This is a genomic window from Stutzerimonas stutzeri (assembly GCF_024448695.1).
Lineage (GTDB): Bacteria > Pseudomonadota > Gammaproteobacteria > Pseudomonadales > Pseudomonadaceae > Stutzerimonas > Stutzerimonas stutzeri_T.
Genome location: NZ_JAMOHY010000002.1, coordinates 296,507 through 311,727 on the forward strand (window position 1 = coordinate 296,507; position 15,221 = coordinate 311,727).

A 15,221-nucleotide genomic window follows, 5' to 3' on the forward strand; every position below is an offset into this window, starting at 1 on the left:
ACTCAGGCTCCCAGCAGGCGGCGAACGCGCTGCAGATCTTCAGCAGTGTCCACTCCGGTCGGGGGCGCCTCGATGGCGTCAGCGACATGAATCCGCTGGCCGTGCCAGAGCGCACGCAACTGCTCCAGACACTCGGTGCCTTCCAGCCAACAGGGGCCCCATGCAACAAAGTCGGCCAGAAACCCGGCCCGATAGGCATAGATGCCGATATGCCGGCGATAGGGAACGCCGGATGGTAGTACTGCACGATTCTGGGCGAATTCGTCGCGGGCCCAGGGTAGCGGTGCGCGACTGAAGGTCAGCGCCAACCCGTTGATATCGCTAAGCACCTTCACCACATTGGGGTTGAACAGTGCCTGTGCATCGCTCAGCGGTTCAGCCAGGGTGGCGATGGCCGCTTCCGGATGCGTCGCCAGATTGGCCGCCACCTGGTCGATGAGCGCCGGTGGAATCATGGGTTCATCACCTTGGACATTGACCACAATGGCATCCGCAGCCAACCCCAGCGCTGCGGCAACCTCGGCCAGGCGGTCGGTTCCGGACTCGTGATCGGGCCGGGTCAGCAGCACTTCAGCGCCAAACTCGGCGCAGGCGGCGACAATCCGCGCATCATCGGTCGCCACAACCACTCGCTGCGCCGCACTTTTGCACGCCTGTTCCCAGACGTGACGAATCATTGGCTTACCGGCGATATCCTGCAGGGGTTTGCCCGGCAGGCGACTGGAGGCATAGCGCGCCGGAATGACCACGGTAAACGCTGGTTTCATTTATCGAGTCGCTCGTCCACGTCCAGGGTGCGGGCCTCGCCTTCGAGCATCACCGGAATGCCATCGCGCACCGGGAAGGCCATTGCATCGACCTTGCAGATCAATTCGGACTTGTCGTCGGCCAGCTTCAACGGACCTTTGCACAGCGGGCAGGCGAGAATATCGAGCAGTTTGGTATCCATGGCAGTCCTTGGATGCAGCCGAGCGCACCGGACAGCGCGAGCGGCTCAGGGTGATTGGGGCAGCAAGCGATCCAGCCGGGTATCAAACCAGGTCACGAAGGCCGCTGACGGCTCGGCCTGGACCTGCAGATAACTCCAGCCCGGCAACGCGAATGCCCGGCATTTGACCGCATCCTTCTCGGTCATGATCAGCGGTAGCGCGGGGCTGAAAGTCAGCTGCTCCAGGCTATAGCAGGCATGATCGACGAAGGGGTGCGGAATCGGTCGCCAGTGTAGCGCCTCAAGCGTGGTGAAGAAACGCTGCGGATTGCCGATGCCCGCGACCGCGTGCAGCTGCTGCTCCGGCGGAAAGTGATCCAGTGGCCAGGCGTCGTCACTGACCAGCTCTATCAGCCGCGATGGGCGCAGGGTGAAGCCATAACCTTCAGCGCTGTCGGCCTCGGCACCGTTGAACAGCACCGCATCGACGGACCGCAATCTGTCAGCAGGCTCACGCAACGGACCGGCAGGCAGGCAGCGCCGGTTGCCAAGCCCGCGCACGGCGTCGATCAGCACCAGTTCCAGATCACGGGCGAGCCGGTAATGCTGCAGGCCGTCATCGGACAGCACCAGATCCAGCGGCTCGCTTTCGAGCAGGGTGCGAACGGCGCGCGAACGGTCCGGGTCGATCATCAGCGGGACCCCGGTGCGCTGCACGATCAGCAACGGCTCGTCGCCCACCTCCGCCGCCGAATGTTCGGGCAGCACGCGCCAGGGGTATGAAGGAGGCCGGGCGCCGTAGCCCCGGCTGACCACGCCGACCTTCAGCCCTCGCCGGCGGCAGTGTTCGATCAACCAGAGAATCAGCGGCGTCTTGCCGGTGCCGCCAACCGTGATGTTGCCCACCACGATGACCGGCACCGGCGCTCGATAGCTGCCGGCGCTGCCTGCAAGGAATTTCCTGCGCTTGGCAGTAACTACCCGCCGATACAGCACTTCCAGCGGAGCGAGCAGAGACAGGGCCGGATGCCCCTCATACCAAGCGCGCTGCAGGCGTTCAACAAATGACATCAGGGCTCCGGCTGGACCTCGACCGTGGTGATGCGCAGGTGCGAAAAGCCTAGTTTGCCAGCGGCATCCATGGCCGTGACCACCGCCTGATGCGGCGCCTTACCGTCGGCACTGATGACCATCGGCAGACTGGTGTCGCCCCCCGATTCCTTGCTGAGCGCAGCCATCAAAGTGCCCAGGTCATGTCTGATCAGCGGGTTGCCATTGAGGCTGAAATGGCCCTCGACGTCGATCAGCACTTCCAGTTGCTTGCTTTCGGTTGCCTGCGGCGGCGTGCCGCTGGCGGCTTCCGGCAGATCGACCTGGAGCTGGGTTTCACGGGTAAAAGTGGTGGTGACCACAAAGAACAGCAGCAGAATGAATACCACGTCGATCAGCGGCGCCAGGCCGATATCGACGTTCTCCCGCGCCTTGCGTCTGAACTTCACGCCTTGCCCTCACCGAGATCGACATCGCGGTCGCCCTGCACCACCTCAACCAGCTTGATGGCTTCCTGCTCCATGCCGACCACCAATTCCTCGACGCGACGCGTCAGGAAGCGATGGAAGAACAGTGCCGGAATACCGACCATCAATCCTGCCGCCGTGGTGATCAGCGCCTTGGAGATGCCGGAGGCAAGCAACGAGGCATTGGCCATGCCCGAGCCCATGAAGGCACTGAAGATTTCGATCATGCCGAGCACCGTGCCGAGCAGACCGAGCAGTGGAGCAATGCCGGCGATGGTGCCGAGCGCATTGAGGTAGCGTTCGAGATCATGAACCACCCGCGCTGCGGCTTCCTCGATGCACTCCTTCATGATTTCGCGACCATGTTTCGAGTTGGCCAGCCCCGCCGCCAGAATTTCACCCAGCGGCGAATCGGCGCGCAGTTCCTTGAGCTTCTGGCTGCTGAGTTTCTTGTCCTTGATCCATTTCCATACCTGTCCCAGCAGGTGTGGTGGCGTCACGCGGCTCGGCCGCAGGGTCCACAACCGCTCGGCAACGATGCCTGCCGCCGCGATGGAACACAGAATGATGGGCAGCATGATCCAGCCGCCCGCTTTGACAAGCTCCCACACGAGATGAATCCCCCTCGGAAAAGTGGCGCAACTCTAGCATAGGAGCGGCAGCCCGCCGACGGCCACGGTTCTCATTTTTCCCGCCAGAATCGTCGCTCGCCACGCAAGCCCAGAACCGGTCCGAAGCTGCCAAGACGAATTCTGACGGCACCCAACTCGGCGGTATCGTGAAGCGCCGCGCCCGATGCCTGCAAACGCCGGACTACGTCCGGGTGCGGATGCCCAAAGGCATTGTGCAAACTGCGTGAAACCAACGCGTCATCAGCACCTACAGCCTCGATAAAAGCAGCCGAAGATGAGCTGCGACTGCCGTGATGCGGCAGTAACAACCAGTGCGCTGCGATCTCCACGTCGCTTTCTTGCAACGCTCGCTCGGCGGGCATATCGATATCCCCGGTGAGCAACAGGCGTTCGCCACCGGCCTCGACCAGCAGCACACAGGACGCCTGATTGCCATTACGCGCCCCGGACCACTGCCAGAGCACAAAGCGTACGCCATCCCACTCCCAGCGCTCACCGGAGCGACAGTTTTCGGCCTCCAGCGAGGCCGGCAGTCTTTGTGGCTCACCACTGATAACCCGTGGTGCCGGCATGTGTCGCTGGATCGCCTCGGCGCCACCGGCATGATCGCTGTCGGCGTGACTGAGGATCAGCAGATCCAGCCCCTGCAGGCCAAGCGCCCGCAACGAGGGAAACACCACGCGCTCACCAATATCGAAATCGCCGTAACGCGGCCCCGCATCGTAGAGCAGCGCATGCTCGCGGGTACGCACCAACACCGCCAACCCCTGCCCCACGTCCAGCACCCATACCTCCGCCTGCCCAACCGGCAGCTTCTCTTCCGGAGCAAACAACAGCGGCGCCAGCAACGCCAACCCGAGGGGCCGCAAGGGCACTCCGGCAGGCAGCAGAAGCAACAGCATACCCAGCGCCACCAGCAGCCAGCACCACAGCGGCAATGCAGTCGACAACCAGGCCGGCTGCCAGCCGGCCAGCAGCTCCAATGCTGCAAACAGAGCGGCCAGCGCACCACCTGCCAGCCACAACAACGACTCACCGACCGGAGGCAGCCACAGCAACAGGGTCCCAAGCAGAGACAAGGGCACGATCAGCGCGCTCACCAGCGGCACCGCGAACAGATTGGCCAACGGCCCGCTGATACTCACCGGCAAACCCAGCGCAAGCAGAACCGGCAGCAGACCCAGAGCCATGCCCCACTGAGCGCGCCCCAGTGCCCACCACCAACTCCAGTTACCGAGCCGGCCACGAAAGATCAGAATCAGCAGCGCCACCGCTGCAAACGACAGCCAGAAGCCGGACTGCAGACTCACCAGCGGCTCAATCAGCAGCACGGCGTTAAAGGCCACCAACAACGGCAACCAGACACCCAGATGCCGAAAACGCAAGCGCCAGAGCAACACCAGTGCAACCATCATGCAGGCTCGCTGAACAGGTACCTCGAAGCCTGCCAGCCAGCCGTAGCCAAGCGCACCGAATAGCGCGAGACCACATGCGCAGGGCAGCCAGGGCAGGCGCTCCGGCCACAAACCGCAGCGTGCTAACAGCGCCACCAGGCCATAGAGCAGACCGGCGAGCAGGCCTACATGCTGTCCCGAGATCACCATCAAATGAATGGTTCCGGTGTCCTGCAGCGTTCGCCAGTCGGCAGCGCTCAAACCGCTGGCATCCCCTACCACCAACGCTGCAATACCCCCTGCTCGCCCCTGCGCCTCAACAGCCATGAGACGCTGACGCAGCCGGTCTCTCCAGGCCTGGCTTCCCGTCGCGCCTGCAACTCGCTGGCCGGCCTTGATCGTACCGTTGGCGCCGACCCGGCCCGCCAGCAGCCAGGCTTCATAATCGAATGAATGGGGATTGACCAGGCCTCGTGGTCGTTTCAGCTTGGCTGCCAGTCGCCAGCGTTCCCCGGCCTGCAGCACCGGCCCGCCGTACCAGGCCAGGCGTACTCGCGAAGGCAGGCCGGCATGCCGTGAAGTGATATCCACCAGCTCGAAGCGCACCACACCATTACGCATGTCCGGCAAGCCGACCACCTGCCCTTCCAGCCAGAAGGTGCGACCGTCGAGTTTTGTCGGAAGGCGGTCATCCAGCGCCCACTGGGCACTCAAGCAGGCCCAGCCAAGCCCGAAGAAGAAAAACGATAACGCCCGGCAGCGCGTCGGCAGCAATGCCAGCCCAGCCAGTAACAAGAAAGGCAGCGCCCACATCGGTGGCAGCTGAGGTGGAAAGCGCAGCAGTAGCAGGCCTGCCGCCAGCGCCAGCATCGCTGTACGCATGGTATCTCCCGGAATCCGTTCCAGAGGGGTGAGCACGTCTCGATGTCTCTCGGCGGCCCGCTACGACGGTTTCGACATCCTGTCGAATACGCCAAAGTTTATACCTAATGTCACAAACTCCTGTCAGGACCGGGTCTCGTTTCAGGCATAATCGCGAAGCTTAAGCCCGCCAGAGAAACGCCATGCCGCGTCGTTTTTTCAAACGCTACATGCCGCACCCGGATCGTATAAAGGAGAACAAGTCCCTGCGGTTTCTGGGCGTGCTGATCCATGACCCCAACCTCTGGCACCTCAACCGTCATTCTGTATCCCGCGCCATGGCCATCGGCCTGTTCTGGGCGATGATCCCGATGCCCATGCAGATGCTCACGGCAGCGGCCTGCGCCTTGCCCGCCCGTGCCAACCTGCCGATTGCTGTAGGACTGGTCTGGCTGACCAACCCGCTGACGATGCCAGCGGTGTTCTACTGCAACTACAAGGTAGGGACCTGGCTCATGGATACACCTGCCTCGCCAATGCCCATGGAGTTGAGCCTCGCCTGGGTTCGCCAGATGCTCGACAGTCACTGGCAACCCCTGTATCTCGGCTCTTTCGTGGTTGCCGTGGTGCTGGCCGTGCTGGGCTACGCCGCAACCCAGGCCTACTGGCGATGGTGGGTTGGGCGCAGCTGGCGCAAGCGCCAGCAAGACCGCCGCTGAAGGGACGCCCTTACTCGTAGCGCAGTGCTTCAGCGGGCTGTGTCTGCGCGGCACGCCAGGCAGGATAGAGCGTGGCGAGAAAGCTCAGAGCGAGCGCTGCAAGCGTTACCAGAAGAACATCCTCCAGGCGCAACTCGGACGGCAGGGTACTGATGAAATACACGTCGGAGCTGAAAATATGCTGCCCCGATGCCTTTTCCAGCCAGCCCACCAGCGCGCTGACATTCAATGCACCCAGCACGCCCAGCACAGTCCCGATCAGGGTGCCGGTCAGGCCGATGATGCTGCCCTGCACCATGAAGATCGCCATGATCTGCCGCGGCGTGGCGCCCAGCGTGCGCAGGATCGCGATATCGGCGCGCTTGTCAGCCACCACCATGATAAGAGTCGCAATGATGTTGAATGCTGCCACAGCCACGATCAGCAACAGCAGCAGACCGATCATGGTCTTCTCCATCTTCATCGCACTGAACAGGCTGCCCTGGGTCAGTGACCAGTCCTCGCTCCGGTAACCCTCGCCCAATTGCAGAGCAAGTTCGGCGGCGATTTCCGGCGCCCGGTAAAGATCGGCCAGACGCACCCGTACGCCCTCCACCTGCTCCGGCTGCCAGCGCAGAATACCTGCCGCATCGACGCGATGGATAATCGCCAGACTGCCATCGAGCTCCGCACCCACCTTGAACACACCAACCACGTTCAGGCGCTGCATACGCGGCGTGATACCACCTGGCGTGTCGCTGATCTCGGGCACAATAACCGTCAGTTTGTCACCCAGTTTCAGACCGAAGCGACGCGCTGTCATCAATCCGATGATCACTCCAGCCTCACCCGGCTTCAGGTCTTCGAGGCGGCCCGCAACCATTTTCTCGGCCAGCGTCGAAACCCCGGCTTCGGCCTGGGGATCGATGCCGTTGATTTCCACCGGCTGCATGCTGCCCCTGAAGGAAAGCATGCCTTCGAGTTGGGTAATGGGCGCCGCACCCAGCACAGCCGGATGCGCCACAATGCCGTCTGCAACCGAAGCCCAGTCATCGAGCGGCTGCCCGTCACCCTTGACCACCGCATGGGGCACCATGCCCAGAATCCGCTCGCTCATTTCGCGCTGGAAGCCATTCATCACCGACAGCACCATGATCATTGCCAGCACGCCCAGCGACAGGCCGATCATCGACGTCAGCGATATGAACGAGATGAAATGGTTGCGCCGCTTGGCCCGTGTGTAGCGGCTCCCGATGAAAATGCTTAAGGGTCTGAACATCAGCCAGCCACCAGCCGGCCATCTTCCAGGCGCAGGATGTGATCCATCTGTCCGGCCAGCTGCGGATCGTGCGTCACCACGAGAAAGGCCGTGCGCAACGAGGTGCTCAGCTCCAGCATCAGGTCCTGAATGCCCTGCGCCGTGTGGTGATCAAGATTACCCGTAGGCTCATCGAGCAGCACCAGCGCCGGGCGATTGGCCAGGGCGCGGGCTATCGCCACACGCTGACGCTCGCCGCCGGACAGCTCGGAAGGCTTGTGCGCCAGCCGATGACCAAGACCGACCCGCTGCAGCAGCTCAGTGGCGCGCGCGCGGGCTTCGGGAATCGGCGTCTTGCTGATCAACAGCGGCATGCACACATTTTCCAGCGCGGTGAACTCGGCCAGCAGATGGTGAAATTGATAAACGAAACCGAGCGCGCGATTACGCAGCAGGCCACGGTCTTTTTCGCTCAGTGCCGAAAGCTCCTCACCCGCCAGCCAGACACTGCCCTCGCTGGGCGTATCGAGTCCACCCAACAGATTCAGTAAGGTACTCTTGCCCGAACCGGAGCTACCGACAATGGCCACGCGCTGCCCGGGATACAGCTCCAGTTGCAGGCCAGACAAAACGCTTACCGACTCAGGCCCCTGCTCGTAACATTTGCCCAGATCACGGCAGCTCAGTACTGCAGCATCCAGCGACGACCTCTCTTTCATAACCTGTTCACTCATAACGTAGCGCCTCAGCCGGTTGGGTACGCGCCGCGCGCCACGCCGGATAAAGGGTGGCGAGAAAGCTAAGGACTAGCGCCGCGCCACAGACCTGAATCACATCAGCGGCCATCAGCCGCGACGGCAGATAATCGATGAAATACACATCTGCGCTGAGAAATTTGTGCCCGAGCAGCTGCTCCAGTCCGGCAATCCAGCCGCTCACGTTGAGCGCGGCGAACATCCCGAGCAAGGCGCCCACCAGAGTACCGACCACACCGATGACCGTACCCTGAACCATGAAGATCGCCATGATCTGCCGCGGAGTTGCGCCGAGGGTACGCAGAATCGCGATATCCCCTCGTTTGTCGGTCACCACCATGACCAGCGTCGAGATGATATTGAAGGCCGCCACTGCAACGATCAGCAGTAGCAACAGCCCGATCATGGCCTTCTCCATCCGGATCGCCTGGTAGAGGTTGCCGTGGGTTCGCGTCCAGTCTCGGGAATAGAAATCATCGCCCAGTTGCCTGGCCAGCGAAGCTGCGATGGCCGGTGCTTGGAACAGATCATCGAAGCGCAGCCGCACGCCCTGCACCTGATCGGGCCTCCAGCGATGCAGGCGTGCCATGTCGGTGATGTGGGCCATCGCCACATAGCCATCAATCTCACCGGCGCCGACGTGGAATATGCCCTGCACCGTAAAGCGCTTCATGCGCGGAAACACACCGGCCGGCGTCACCGTCACTTCAGGCGCGACAAAGGTGATCTTGTCACCGATACCGACGCCAAGCTTGGTCGCCGCCCGGTCACCGATGACGATGCCGAACTCGCCAGGCGCAAGGCTCGCCAGCGATCCTTCACGGAAAAACTGGTCGATGATTGATACCTGCGGTTCAACCCGTGGCTCCACGGCGTTGATCAGGATCTTGGTGACCTGACCACGATGCGTCAGCAACCCCTGCATCTGGATAAACGGGGCGGCAGCCACGACCTGCGGATGCTCACTCAGCTGCTGCCCCAGCGTTTGCCAATCGTCGATGGGCAGCGGGCTTTCGACTGTCGCGTGCGGCACCATGCCCAGCACGCGGGTGCGCATTTCGTGATCAAAACCGTTCATCACTGACAGCACAACGATCATCACCAGCACACCGAGTGCAAGCCCGATCATCGAGGTGAAGGAAATGAAGGAGACAAAGAGGCCACGACGCCTGGCGCTGGTATAGCGCGCTCCGATATAAACGGGCAGCGGTCTGAACATAAATCGATGGGTTCGCTTTCGCTGGCGGGAAAATAACAAGCTGAATGACGTTCTCAGGCGGCCTGATACACTCAAACCATTACTGCAGCTCAGGGACCGACATGTCCATAGAAGATACTGAAGATCGCCGCGAATACTATCGTATCGAGGACATGATCGCACTTGAAATCCTCCCGCCCGAAGGGCCCGCCACAATCGCCGGTGAGGATGCGGCCCGCCTGTTCGACCTGCTTGGCGAACTGCATCAAATGGACTTCGAAGCACAATATCTGCTGCGCCAGATCAGCGAGCAGAATCGCACGCTGGCCAACTACCTGAAGGTGCAGAACCGGCGCATCGACCTGCTGGGCCAGGCGCTGGCCCAGGGCTTGCTGAAGGATCTCGGTCCGGTACGGGAAGTGGGCCTTTCCGAAGGCGGAATCAACTTCCTTCATGATCAGCCGCTTGCAGAAGGCTCCAGCTGGAGGCTCAAGATGGTGCTGATGCCCCAGGGACTCGGCATGCTGCTGACGGCATGCGTGGTGAGCTGCCAGGCGCGCGATGACGGGCAGTTTGCAATCGGCACCTCCTTCGAAGCGTTGACTGATGCACAACGGCAACTGCTCGCCCGGCATATCCTGCAGAAACAGGCGACGGAACGACGCCTGGCCCGTGAAAGCCTGCAAGGAACCTGACATGCATCCTCTGCTTTTCCCTTTTCTGCTGTTCGCCCTCAGCCTCCCGGTCCATGCGGAAATCATCCGCATCCCTGTTGGCCAGCAAGGCGCGAGCGATATCGCCATGCCTGACCGCGGGGAATCGAAGGTGCAGGTGCTCGACCGCTTCGGCCTTGCCGACGAAGAGCACCCCGCCGTCGGCAAGCCGCCGATCACGCGCTGGGATTACCGGACGTTTTCCGTCTATTTCGAAGGCAACCGCGTGATCAATAGTGTTCCGCACCATCAGCGTGTCAGCCCCCTGGAAAGAGAAGTGCAACCGTGACCCTGATCTACGGCCATCGCGGCGCAAAGGGTGAAGCCCCGGAAAATACGCTGGTCAGCTTCCAGCAATGCCTCGCTCATGGCGTGCGCCGCTGCGAACTTGACCTGCATTTGTCGAAAGACGGTGAACTGATGGTCATCCACGACCCCACCCTCAAACGCACCACCGGGCGGCGCGGCAAGGTGGTGGAACACGATGCCGCCGATCTGGTGCGCTATGACGCCCGCCACGGCGGGCCGGGCTGGAAGCAACCCAGCCCCATTCCACGGCTGTCGGAGCTATTCGAGAAATGCGATTTCGAGCACTGGCAGCTGGAAGTTAAAAGTGCTTCGCGGGTGCGTGCCGCGCGCACGGTACTGGCGATCAGGGCATTGGCCGAGCGTTACGACCTGCTTGAGCGCATCACCATCACCTCCGGTTCACGGGAAGTGCTGCGCGCGCTTAAACGCCTGACACCGGAAATCGCCTGCGGTCTGGTCGCCGAATACGCCTGGCTTGATCCGTTGAAAGTGGCCAGGCAATACGATTGCCAGTTGCTGGCACTTAAATGGACATTGTGTACCCCCGAGCGCATCGCCAAAGCGCGGGCGCAGGGCCTGCACGTATCGGTCTGGACGGTGAACGACCCGGCACTGATGCGCCGCCTTGCTGACTGCGGGGTCGACAGCCTGATAACCGACTTTCCCGGCTTGGCGGTTGAAACACTGACGAAAAGATAAGGCGGGCAACAGGCAGCTGTCGCTTGTACATCCGCCCTGCCCCTTCGTCGGGTCAATGAAGCCTGACCCGACCTGCAGCAGTTTTACCTGATCAAAATCCCTCCCGATTTGGCCAGCGCCAGTTCCGGGTATCTTCTCCGACCGTCTCAGGCCACCGGTCGGAGCCGCTCAAAAAAGCCGGTTGAGCCCGTCGAATGCAGCGACGCGATAGGCCTCGGCCATGGTCGGATAATTGAAGGTAGTGTTGATGAAGTACTTGATGGTGTTGGCTTCGCCCGGCTGGTTCATGATCGCCTGACCGATGTGCACGATTTCCGAAGCCTGATAGCCGAAGCAGTGAACACCCAGTACCTGCATCGTCTCGCGATGGAACAGTATCTTCAGCATGCCGGTCTTTTCAGATGAGATCTGAGCGCGCGCCATACCCTTGAAGAACGCCTTGCCCACTTCGTAGGGCACCTTGGCCTGGGTCAGTTCGCGCTCGGTCTTGCCGATGGAACTGATCTCGGGAATCGTGTAGATGCCGGTCGGCACATCATCGACGAAACGCCAGCTGTCATTGTTGACGATACTGCCGGCAGCAGAGCGACCCTGGTCGTAGGCAGCACTGGCCAGCGAGGGCCAGCCGATCACGTCACCGGCAGCGTAGATGTTGCCGATATCGGTGCGGTAATACTCATCAACATGAATCTGACCACGGCTGTTGACCTTCAGGCCAATATTCTCCAGGCCCAACCTGTCGGTGTTGCCCGTACGCCCGTTGCACCAGAGGAACGCGTCGGCCTTGATCTTCTTGCCCGACTTCAGGTGCAGGATCACGCCGTTTTCCAGCCCCTCTACGCGCTCGTATTCCTCGTTGTGGCGCACCAGCACATTGTTGTTGCGCAAGTGATAGCTGAGGGCGTCGGAAATCTCGTCATCCAGGAAGCTGAGCAACTGGTCGCGGTTATCAATCAGGTCGACCAATACACCCAAGCCACTGAAGATGGATGCGTATTCGCAACCGATCACCCCTGCGCCGTAAATGATCAGGCGACGTGGCGTGTGGCTCAGGGTCAGGATGGTGTCGCTGTCATACACTCTGGAGTGCGAGAAATCGATATCGGCCGGACGATAGGGGCGCGAGCCCGTGGCGATGATGAACTGTGATGCAACCAACCGCTCGACCATGCCGTTGGCGCTGACCACTTCGACCGATTGTTCATCGGAAAAACTGGCAACACCAAAAAAGATATCGATGCGGTTGCGTGCGTAATAACCGGTACGTGAGGTGACCTGCTTTTCGATGACATCTTCGGCGCTTTTCAGCACATCCGGGAAGGAGAACCAGCGCGGTTCGCCAATCTGGCGGAACAGCGGGTTGTTGTTGTACTGCATGATCTGCCGTACCGAGTGGCGCAGCGCCTTGGACGGGATGGTTCCCAGGTGTGTCGAATTTCCGCCTACTTTCGGTCGGCAATCCACCACGGCCACCTTGCGCCCGGCCTTGACCGCATTCATTGCGGCGCCTTCACCGGCGGGACCTGAACCCAGAACCACCACATCGTAATTGTAGACAGCCATATTCCCCCCTGGACACGCAGCAGGCAGCCCTGCCGCTTTAAACGAGATTCGCTTGATGAAATGACGGGGCCACAGACTGGCGCCTCATCGCCTGCTTCCTGGCGCCAACGGCAACTCAGAGCCGTCACGGGCTAAAAGGCGTATACCGGTCTATGGCCGGCTGGCCCCAATCACGCGACAGCCTCAGCCTTTGCTCGCATCGTATGCGAGATCGCTCCGCTCATCCGTTTCGGCATTGACCTCTTCACACTTCTCGCGACTGCCGCCGCAAATCGAGCACTCCTTCTCGATGCCGAGGTTGGCGATACCGCCGCAGGAACCGGCAATGGGCTTGCGACCCATGATGACACCGATGGACATGCCGAAAACAACCAGCAACATGACAAGAAAAACAGTCAACCAGATCATTGCTCTACTCCCGCACCGAACAGCTCATCGAAGGCTGCAGTGCTTGTACTGACGAATTCCCGCTCTTTATGAACCACAAAGAGCGCTGCGATCCTGTGCTCGGCGGCAAACGCCAAGCCACGCTCCGGGCCCAGCACCATCAAAACGGTAGACAACCCATCTGCGCGCAATGTCGATGGATCGACCACCGTCACGGCTGCCAGAGGATGTTCAATGGGTGCGCCTGTTTGCGGGTCCAGTGTATGCGAGTAGCGCTTGCCGTCGCGCTCGAAATAGTTGCGATAGTCGCCTGAAGTGGAAACACCGTAACCATCCAGCTCTAGCACCTGCTGCGCTATGCGCTCATTGGTCTGCGGTGCCTCGATGGCTATGCGCCAGGGCGCGTCACCCGGCTTGCGACCCCGTGCCTTGAGTTCACCGGTGATCTCCACCAGATAGCTTTCGACACCCAATGCCTCAAGTCGCTGCGCGACCAGATCCACCGCATAACCGGCAGCAATGCTGTTGAAATCGAGCTGAACGGCTGCATCCTTGCACAGCTGCTCGTTCTCGACTCGTAAATGCTGATGACCGACATCCTGCCGAACCCTGGCGATGTCCTCCTGGCTGGGTACCTGTTCCTGGCGCCCTTGCGGGCCAAAGCCCCAGAGATTGAGCAGTGGCTGGATGGTCAGGTCCAGTGCGCCATCGCTTTCCGACGACAATTGCTGCCCGGCAAGAACAAGCTCTCGTGCGGACAGTGGCATATCCATGCATTGCCCGGCAGGCAAAGCATTGAAGGTTGCGATATCCGAATCGGCGCGGTAGGTCGACAGCTGCTGATCGAGCTGTGCAAGAATCGATTCGGTTTCGCCTCGCAGCTGCTCTTTTGCAGCCACGCCACTGCTGGCCACGTACTTCACCGAATAGGTGCTGCCCATGGTCGGACCGCCAAACTCCTCCACCCGATCCTGAAACAGACAGCCCGTCAGGGCTGCCGCCAGAGCGACAGCCATGACAGGCTTCAGCAAGGCGACAACGATGACGGGCTGAAGTAACGCCTGGGCCATGCTAGCCGCCGAAGTCGTCGAGCAGGATGTTCTCCGGCTCGACGCCCAGGTCGGTAAGCAGCTTGATCACCGAGGCGTTCATCATCGGCGGGCCGCACATGTAGAACTCGCAATCTTCCGGGGCCGGATGGTCCTTCAGATAGTTCTCGTACAGCACGTTATGGATGAACCCGGTCGGGCCGTCCCAATTGTCTTCAGGCAGCGGATCGGACAGTGCAAGGTGCCACTTGAAGTTCGGATTCTCGGCCTGCAGTTGATCGTACTCCTCGACGTAGAACGCCTCGCGCATGGAGCGCGCGCCGTACCAGAAGCTCATCTTGCGTGTGGACTTCAGGCGCTTGAGCTGGTCGAAGATGTGCGAGCGCATCGGTGCCATGCCGGCACCACCGCCGATGAAGACCATCTCGTTGTCGGTATCCTTGGCGAAGAACTCGCCGAAGGGTCCGTAAACGGCGATCTTGTCGCCCGGCTTGAGGCTGAACACGTAGGATGACATCTGACCTGGGGGCAGATCGTCGCGACCCGGCGGCGGCGAGGCGATACGGATGTTGAACTTCACCAGACCGCGCTCTTCCGGGTAGTTAGCCATGGAGTAGGCACGAATCACGGTCTCGTCGACCTTCGACACGTACTTCCACTGGTCGAACTTGTCCCAGTCACCGCGGTACTCCTCCTGGATGTCGAAGTCCTTGTAGCGCACCTCGTGGGGTGGGCATTCCAGCTGCACATAGCCGCCCGCGCGGAAGTCGACGTTCTCGCCTTCCGGCAACTTAAGCGTGAGCTCCTTGATGAAGGTCGCGACGTTGGGGTTGGAGAGCACGGTGCACTCCCACTTCTTCACGCCGAAAACTTCTTCCGGAACCTCGATCTTCATGTCCGCCTTGACCGGTGTCTGGCAGGACAGGCGCCAGCCTTCAGCCGCCTCGCGGCGGGTGAACGATGCCTCTTCGGTAGGCAGCATCTCGCCGCCGCCCGATTCGACGATGCACTTGCACTGCGCGCAGGTGCCGCCGCCACCGCAGGCGGATGAAAGGAAGATATTGCTGGAAGCAAGTGTCTGCAGCAGCTTACCGCCAGCGGGTACGGTGATGGTGCGTTCGCCGTTGATCTCGATGCTGACATCACCACTGGATACCAGCTTGGCGCGTGCTGCCAGGATGATCACGACCAGTGCAAGCACGATGGCGGTGAACATGCCGATGGCAAGAAAGATTTCGTAACTCATCTGTTCATCCCGTC

General features: G+C 61.1%; 17 protein-coding genes. 4 read left to right on the forward strand and 13 right to left on the reverse strand.

What is annotated here, in order from left to right; genetic code table 11:
- Positions 1 to 2: 2 nt before the first annotated feature.
- From kdsB to NAV32_RS03620, 6 genes are all read right to left on the reverse strand, one after another.
- Positions 3 to 767 (reverse strand): 3-deoxy-manno-octulosonate cytidylyltransferase, encoded by a 765-nt coding sequence (kdsB, locus tag NAV32_RS03595; protein WP_256051417.1) that lies wholly within the window; start codon positions 765 to 767, stop codon positions 3 to 5.
- Complete coding sequence (locus tag NAV32_RS03600; RefSeq protein ID WP_037021556.1) at positions 764 to 949, reverse strand: Trm112 family protein; 186 nt, start codon at positions 947 to 949, stop codon at positions 764 to 766. The genes kdsB and NAV32_RS03600 overlap by 4 nt, the downstream gene beginning before the upstream one ends.
- Positions 950 to 994: 45 nt before the next feature.
- Positions 995 to 1,999, reverse strand: coding sequence for a tetraacyldisaccharide 4'-kinase (gene lpxK / locus NAV32_RS03605; protein WP_256051418.1), 1,005 nt, complete (start codon positions 1,997 to 1,999; stop codon positions 995 to 997).
- On the reverse strand, positions 1,999 to 2,427 hold the full coding sequence (locus NAV32_RS03610) for a biopolymer transporter ExbD (protein WP_256051419.1): 429 nt from the start codon (positions 2,425 to 2,427) through the stop codon (positions 1,999 to 2,001). Before NAV32_RS03610 ends, lpxK begins: the two co-directional genes overlap by 1 nt.
- Positions 2,424 to 3,056, reverse strand: a complete 633-nt coding sequence (locus tag NAV32_RS03615; protein WP_256051420.1) for a MotA/TolQ/ExbB proton channel family protein — start codon at positions 3,054 to 3,056, stop codon at positions 2,424 to 2,426. Before NAV32_RS03615 ends, NAV32_RS03610 begins: the two co-directional genes overlap by 4 nt.
- Before the next feature lie 71 nt (positions 3,057 to 3,127).
- Positions 3,128 to 5,353, reverse strand: a complete 2,226-nt coding sequence (locus NAV32_RS03620) for a DNA internalization-related competence protein ComEC/Rec2 (protein WP_256051421.1) — start codon at positions 5,351 to 5,353, stop codon at positions 3,128 to 3,130.
- A gap of 182 nt (positions 5,354 to 5,535) precedes the next feature.
- Here NAV32_RS03620 and NAV32_RS03625 point away from each other — a divergent pair, with 182 nt between their 5' ends.
- Positions 5,536 to 6,051, forward strand: coding sequence for a DUF2062 domain-containing protein (locus NAV32_RS03625; RefSeq protein ID WP_256051422.1), 516 nt, complete (start codon positions 5,536 to 5,538; stop codon positions 6,049 to 6,051).
- A 10-nt stretch (positions 6,052 to 6,061) separates the two neighbouring features.
- Here NAV32_RS03625 and NAV32_RS03630 read toward each other — a convergent pair whose 3' ends face one another.
- Genes NAV32_RS03630 through NAV32_RS03640 form a run of 3 tightly spaced genes read right to left on the reverse strand, consistent with a single transcriptional unit; the run spans position 6,062 to position 9,262 of the window.
- On the reverse strand, positions 6,062 to 7,309 hold the full coding sequence (locus NAV32_RS03630) for a lipoprotein-releasing ABC transporter permease subunit (RefSeq protein WP_256051423.1): 1,248 nt from the start codon (positions 7,307 to 7,309) through the stop codon (positions 6,062 to 6,064).
- Positions 7,309 to 8,007, reverse strand: coding sequence for a lipoprotein-releasing ABC transporter ATP-binding protein LolD (gene lolD, locus NAV32_RS03635; RefSeq protein ID WP_256051495.1), 699 nt, complete (start codon positions 8,005 to 8,007; stop codon positions 7,309 to 7,311). The genes NAV32_RS03630 and lolD overlap by 1 nt, the downstream gene beginning before the upstream one ends.
- A 7-nt stretch (positions 8,008 to 8,014) precedes the next feature.
- A complete protein-coding gene (locus NAV32_RS03640) occupies positions 8,015 to 9,262 on the reverse strand; it encodes a lipoprotein-releasing ABC transporter permease subunit (protein WP_256051424.1) in 1,248 nt (415 codons plus the stop codon).
- 101 nt (positions 9,263 to 9,363) lie between these two features.
- Between NAV32_RS03640 and NAV32_RS03645 the strand changes: the two genes are divergently transcribed.
- From NAV32_RS03645 to NAV32_RS03655, 3 genes are read left to right on the forward strand one after another with little or no spacing between them, the layout of a single operon-like run.
- The gene (locus tag NAV32_RS03645; RefSeq protein WP_256051425.1) at positions 9,364 to 9,936 is read left to right on the forward strand and encodes a PilZ domain-containing protein; all 573 of its coding nucleotides are present in this window, start codon (positions 9,364 to 9,366) and stop codon (positions 9,934 to 9,936) included.
- Position 9,937: 1 nt separating this feature from the next.
- Positions 9,938 to 10,243: a phosphodiesterase gene (locus tag NAV32_RS03650; RefSeq protein WP_256051426.1), complete on the forward strand. Its 306-nt coding sequence runs from the start codon at positions 9,938 to 9,940 to the stop codon at positions 10,241 to 10,243.
- Positions 10,240 to 10,962 (forward strand): glycerophosphodiester phosphodiesterase, encoded by a 723-nt coding sequence (locus NAV32_RS03655; protein ID WP_256051427.1) that lies wholly within the window; start codon positions 10,240 to 10,242, stop codon positions 10,960 to 10,962. The genes NAV32_RS03650 and NAV32_RS03655 overlap by 4 nt, the downstream gene beginning before the upstream one ends.
- Positions 10,963 to 11,130: 168 nt before the next feature.
- On the opposite strand, the gene sthA is transcribed toward NAV32_RS03655, so the two are convergent.
- The 4 genes from sthA to nqrF all read right to left on the reverse strand — a co-directional run bounded on the left by sthA (position 11,131) and on the right by nqrF (position 15,207).
- Entirely contained in the window at positions 11,131 to 12,525 is a 1,395-nt protein-coding gene (sthA, locus tag NAV32_RS03660; RefSeq protein ID WP_256051428.1) for a Si-specific NAD(P)(+) transhydrogenase, read from the reverse strand.
- A 183-nt stretch (positions 12,526 to 12,708) separates the two neighbouring features.
- Positions 12,709 to 12,933, reverse strand: coding sequence for a (Na+)-NQR maturation NqrM (gene nqrM, locus NAV32_RS03665; RefSeq protein WP_256051429.1), 225 nt, complete (start codon positions 12,931 to 12,933; stop codon positions 12,709 to 12,711).
- Entirely contained in the window at positions 12,930 to 13,928 is a 999-nt protein-coding gene (locus tag NAV32_RS03670) for an FAD:protein FMN transferase (RefSeq protein ID WP_256051430.1), read from the reverse strand. Before NAV32_RS03670 ends, nqrM begins: the two co-directional genes overlap by 4 nt.
- Positions 13,929 to 13,983: 55 nt before the next feature.
- Positions 13,984 to 15,207, reverse strand: coding sequence for an NADH:ubiquinone reductase (Na(+)-transporting) subunit F (gene nqrF, locus NAV32_RS03675; RefSeq protein ID WP_256051431.1), 1,224 nt, complete (start codon positions 15,205 to 15,207; stop codon positions 13,984 to 13,986).
- Positions 15,208 to 15,221 lie beyond the last annotated feature (14 nt).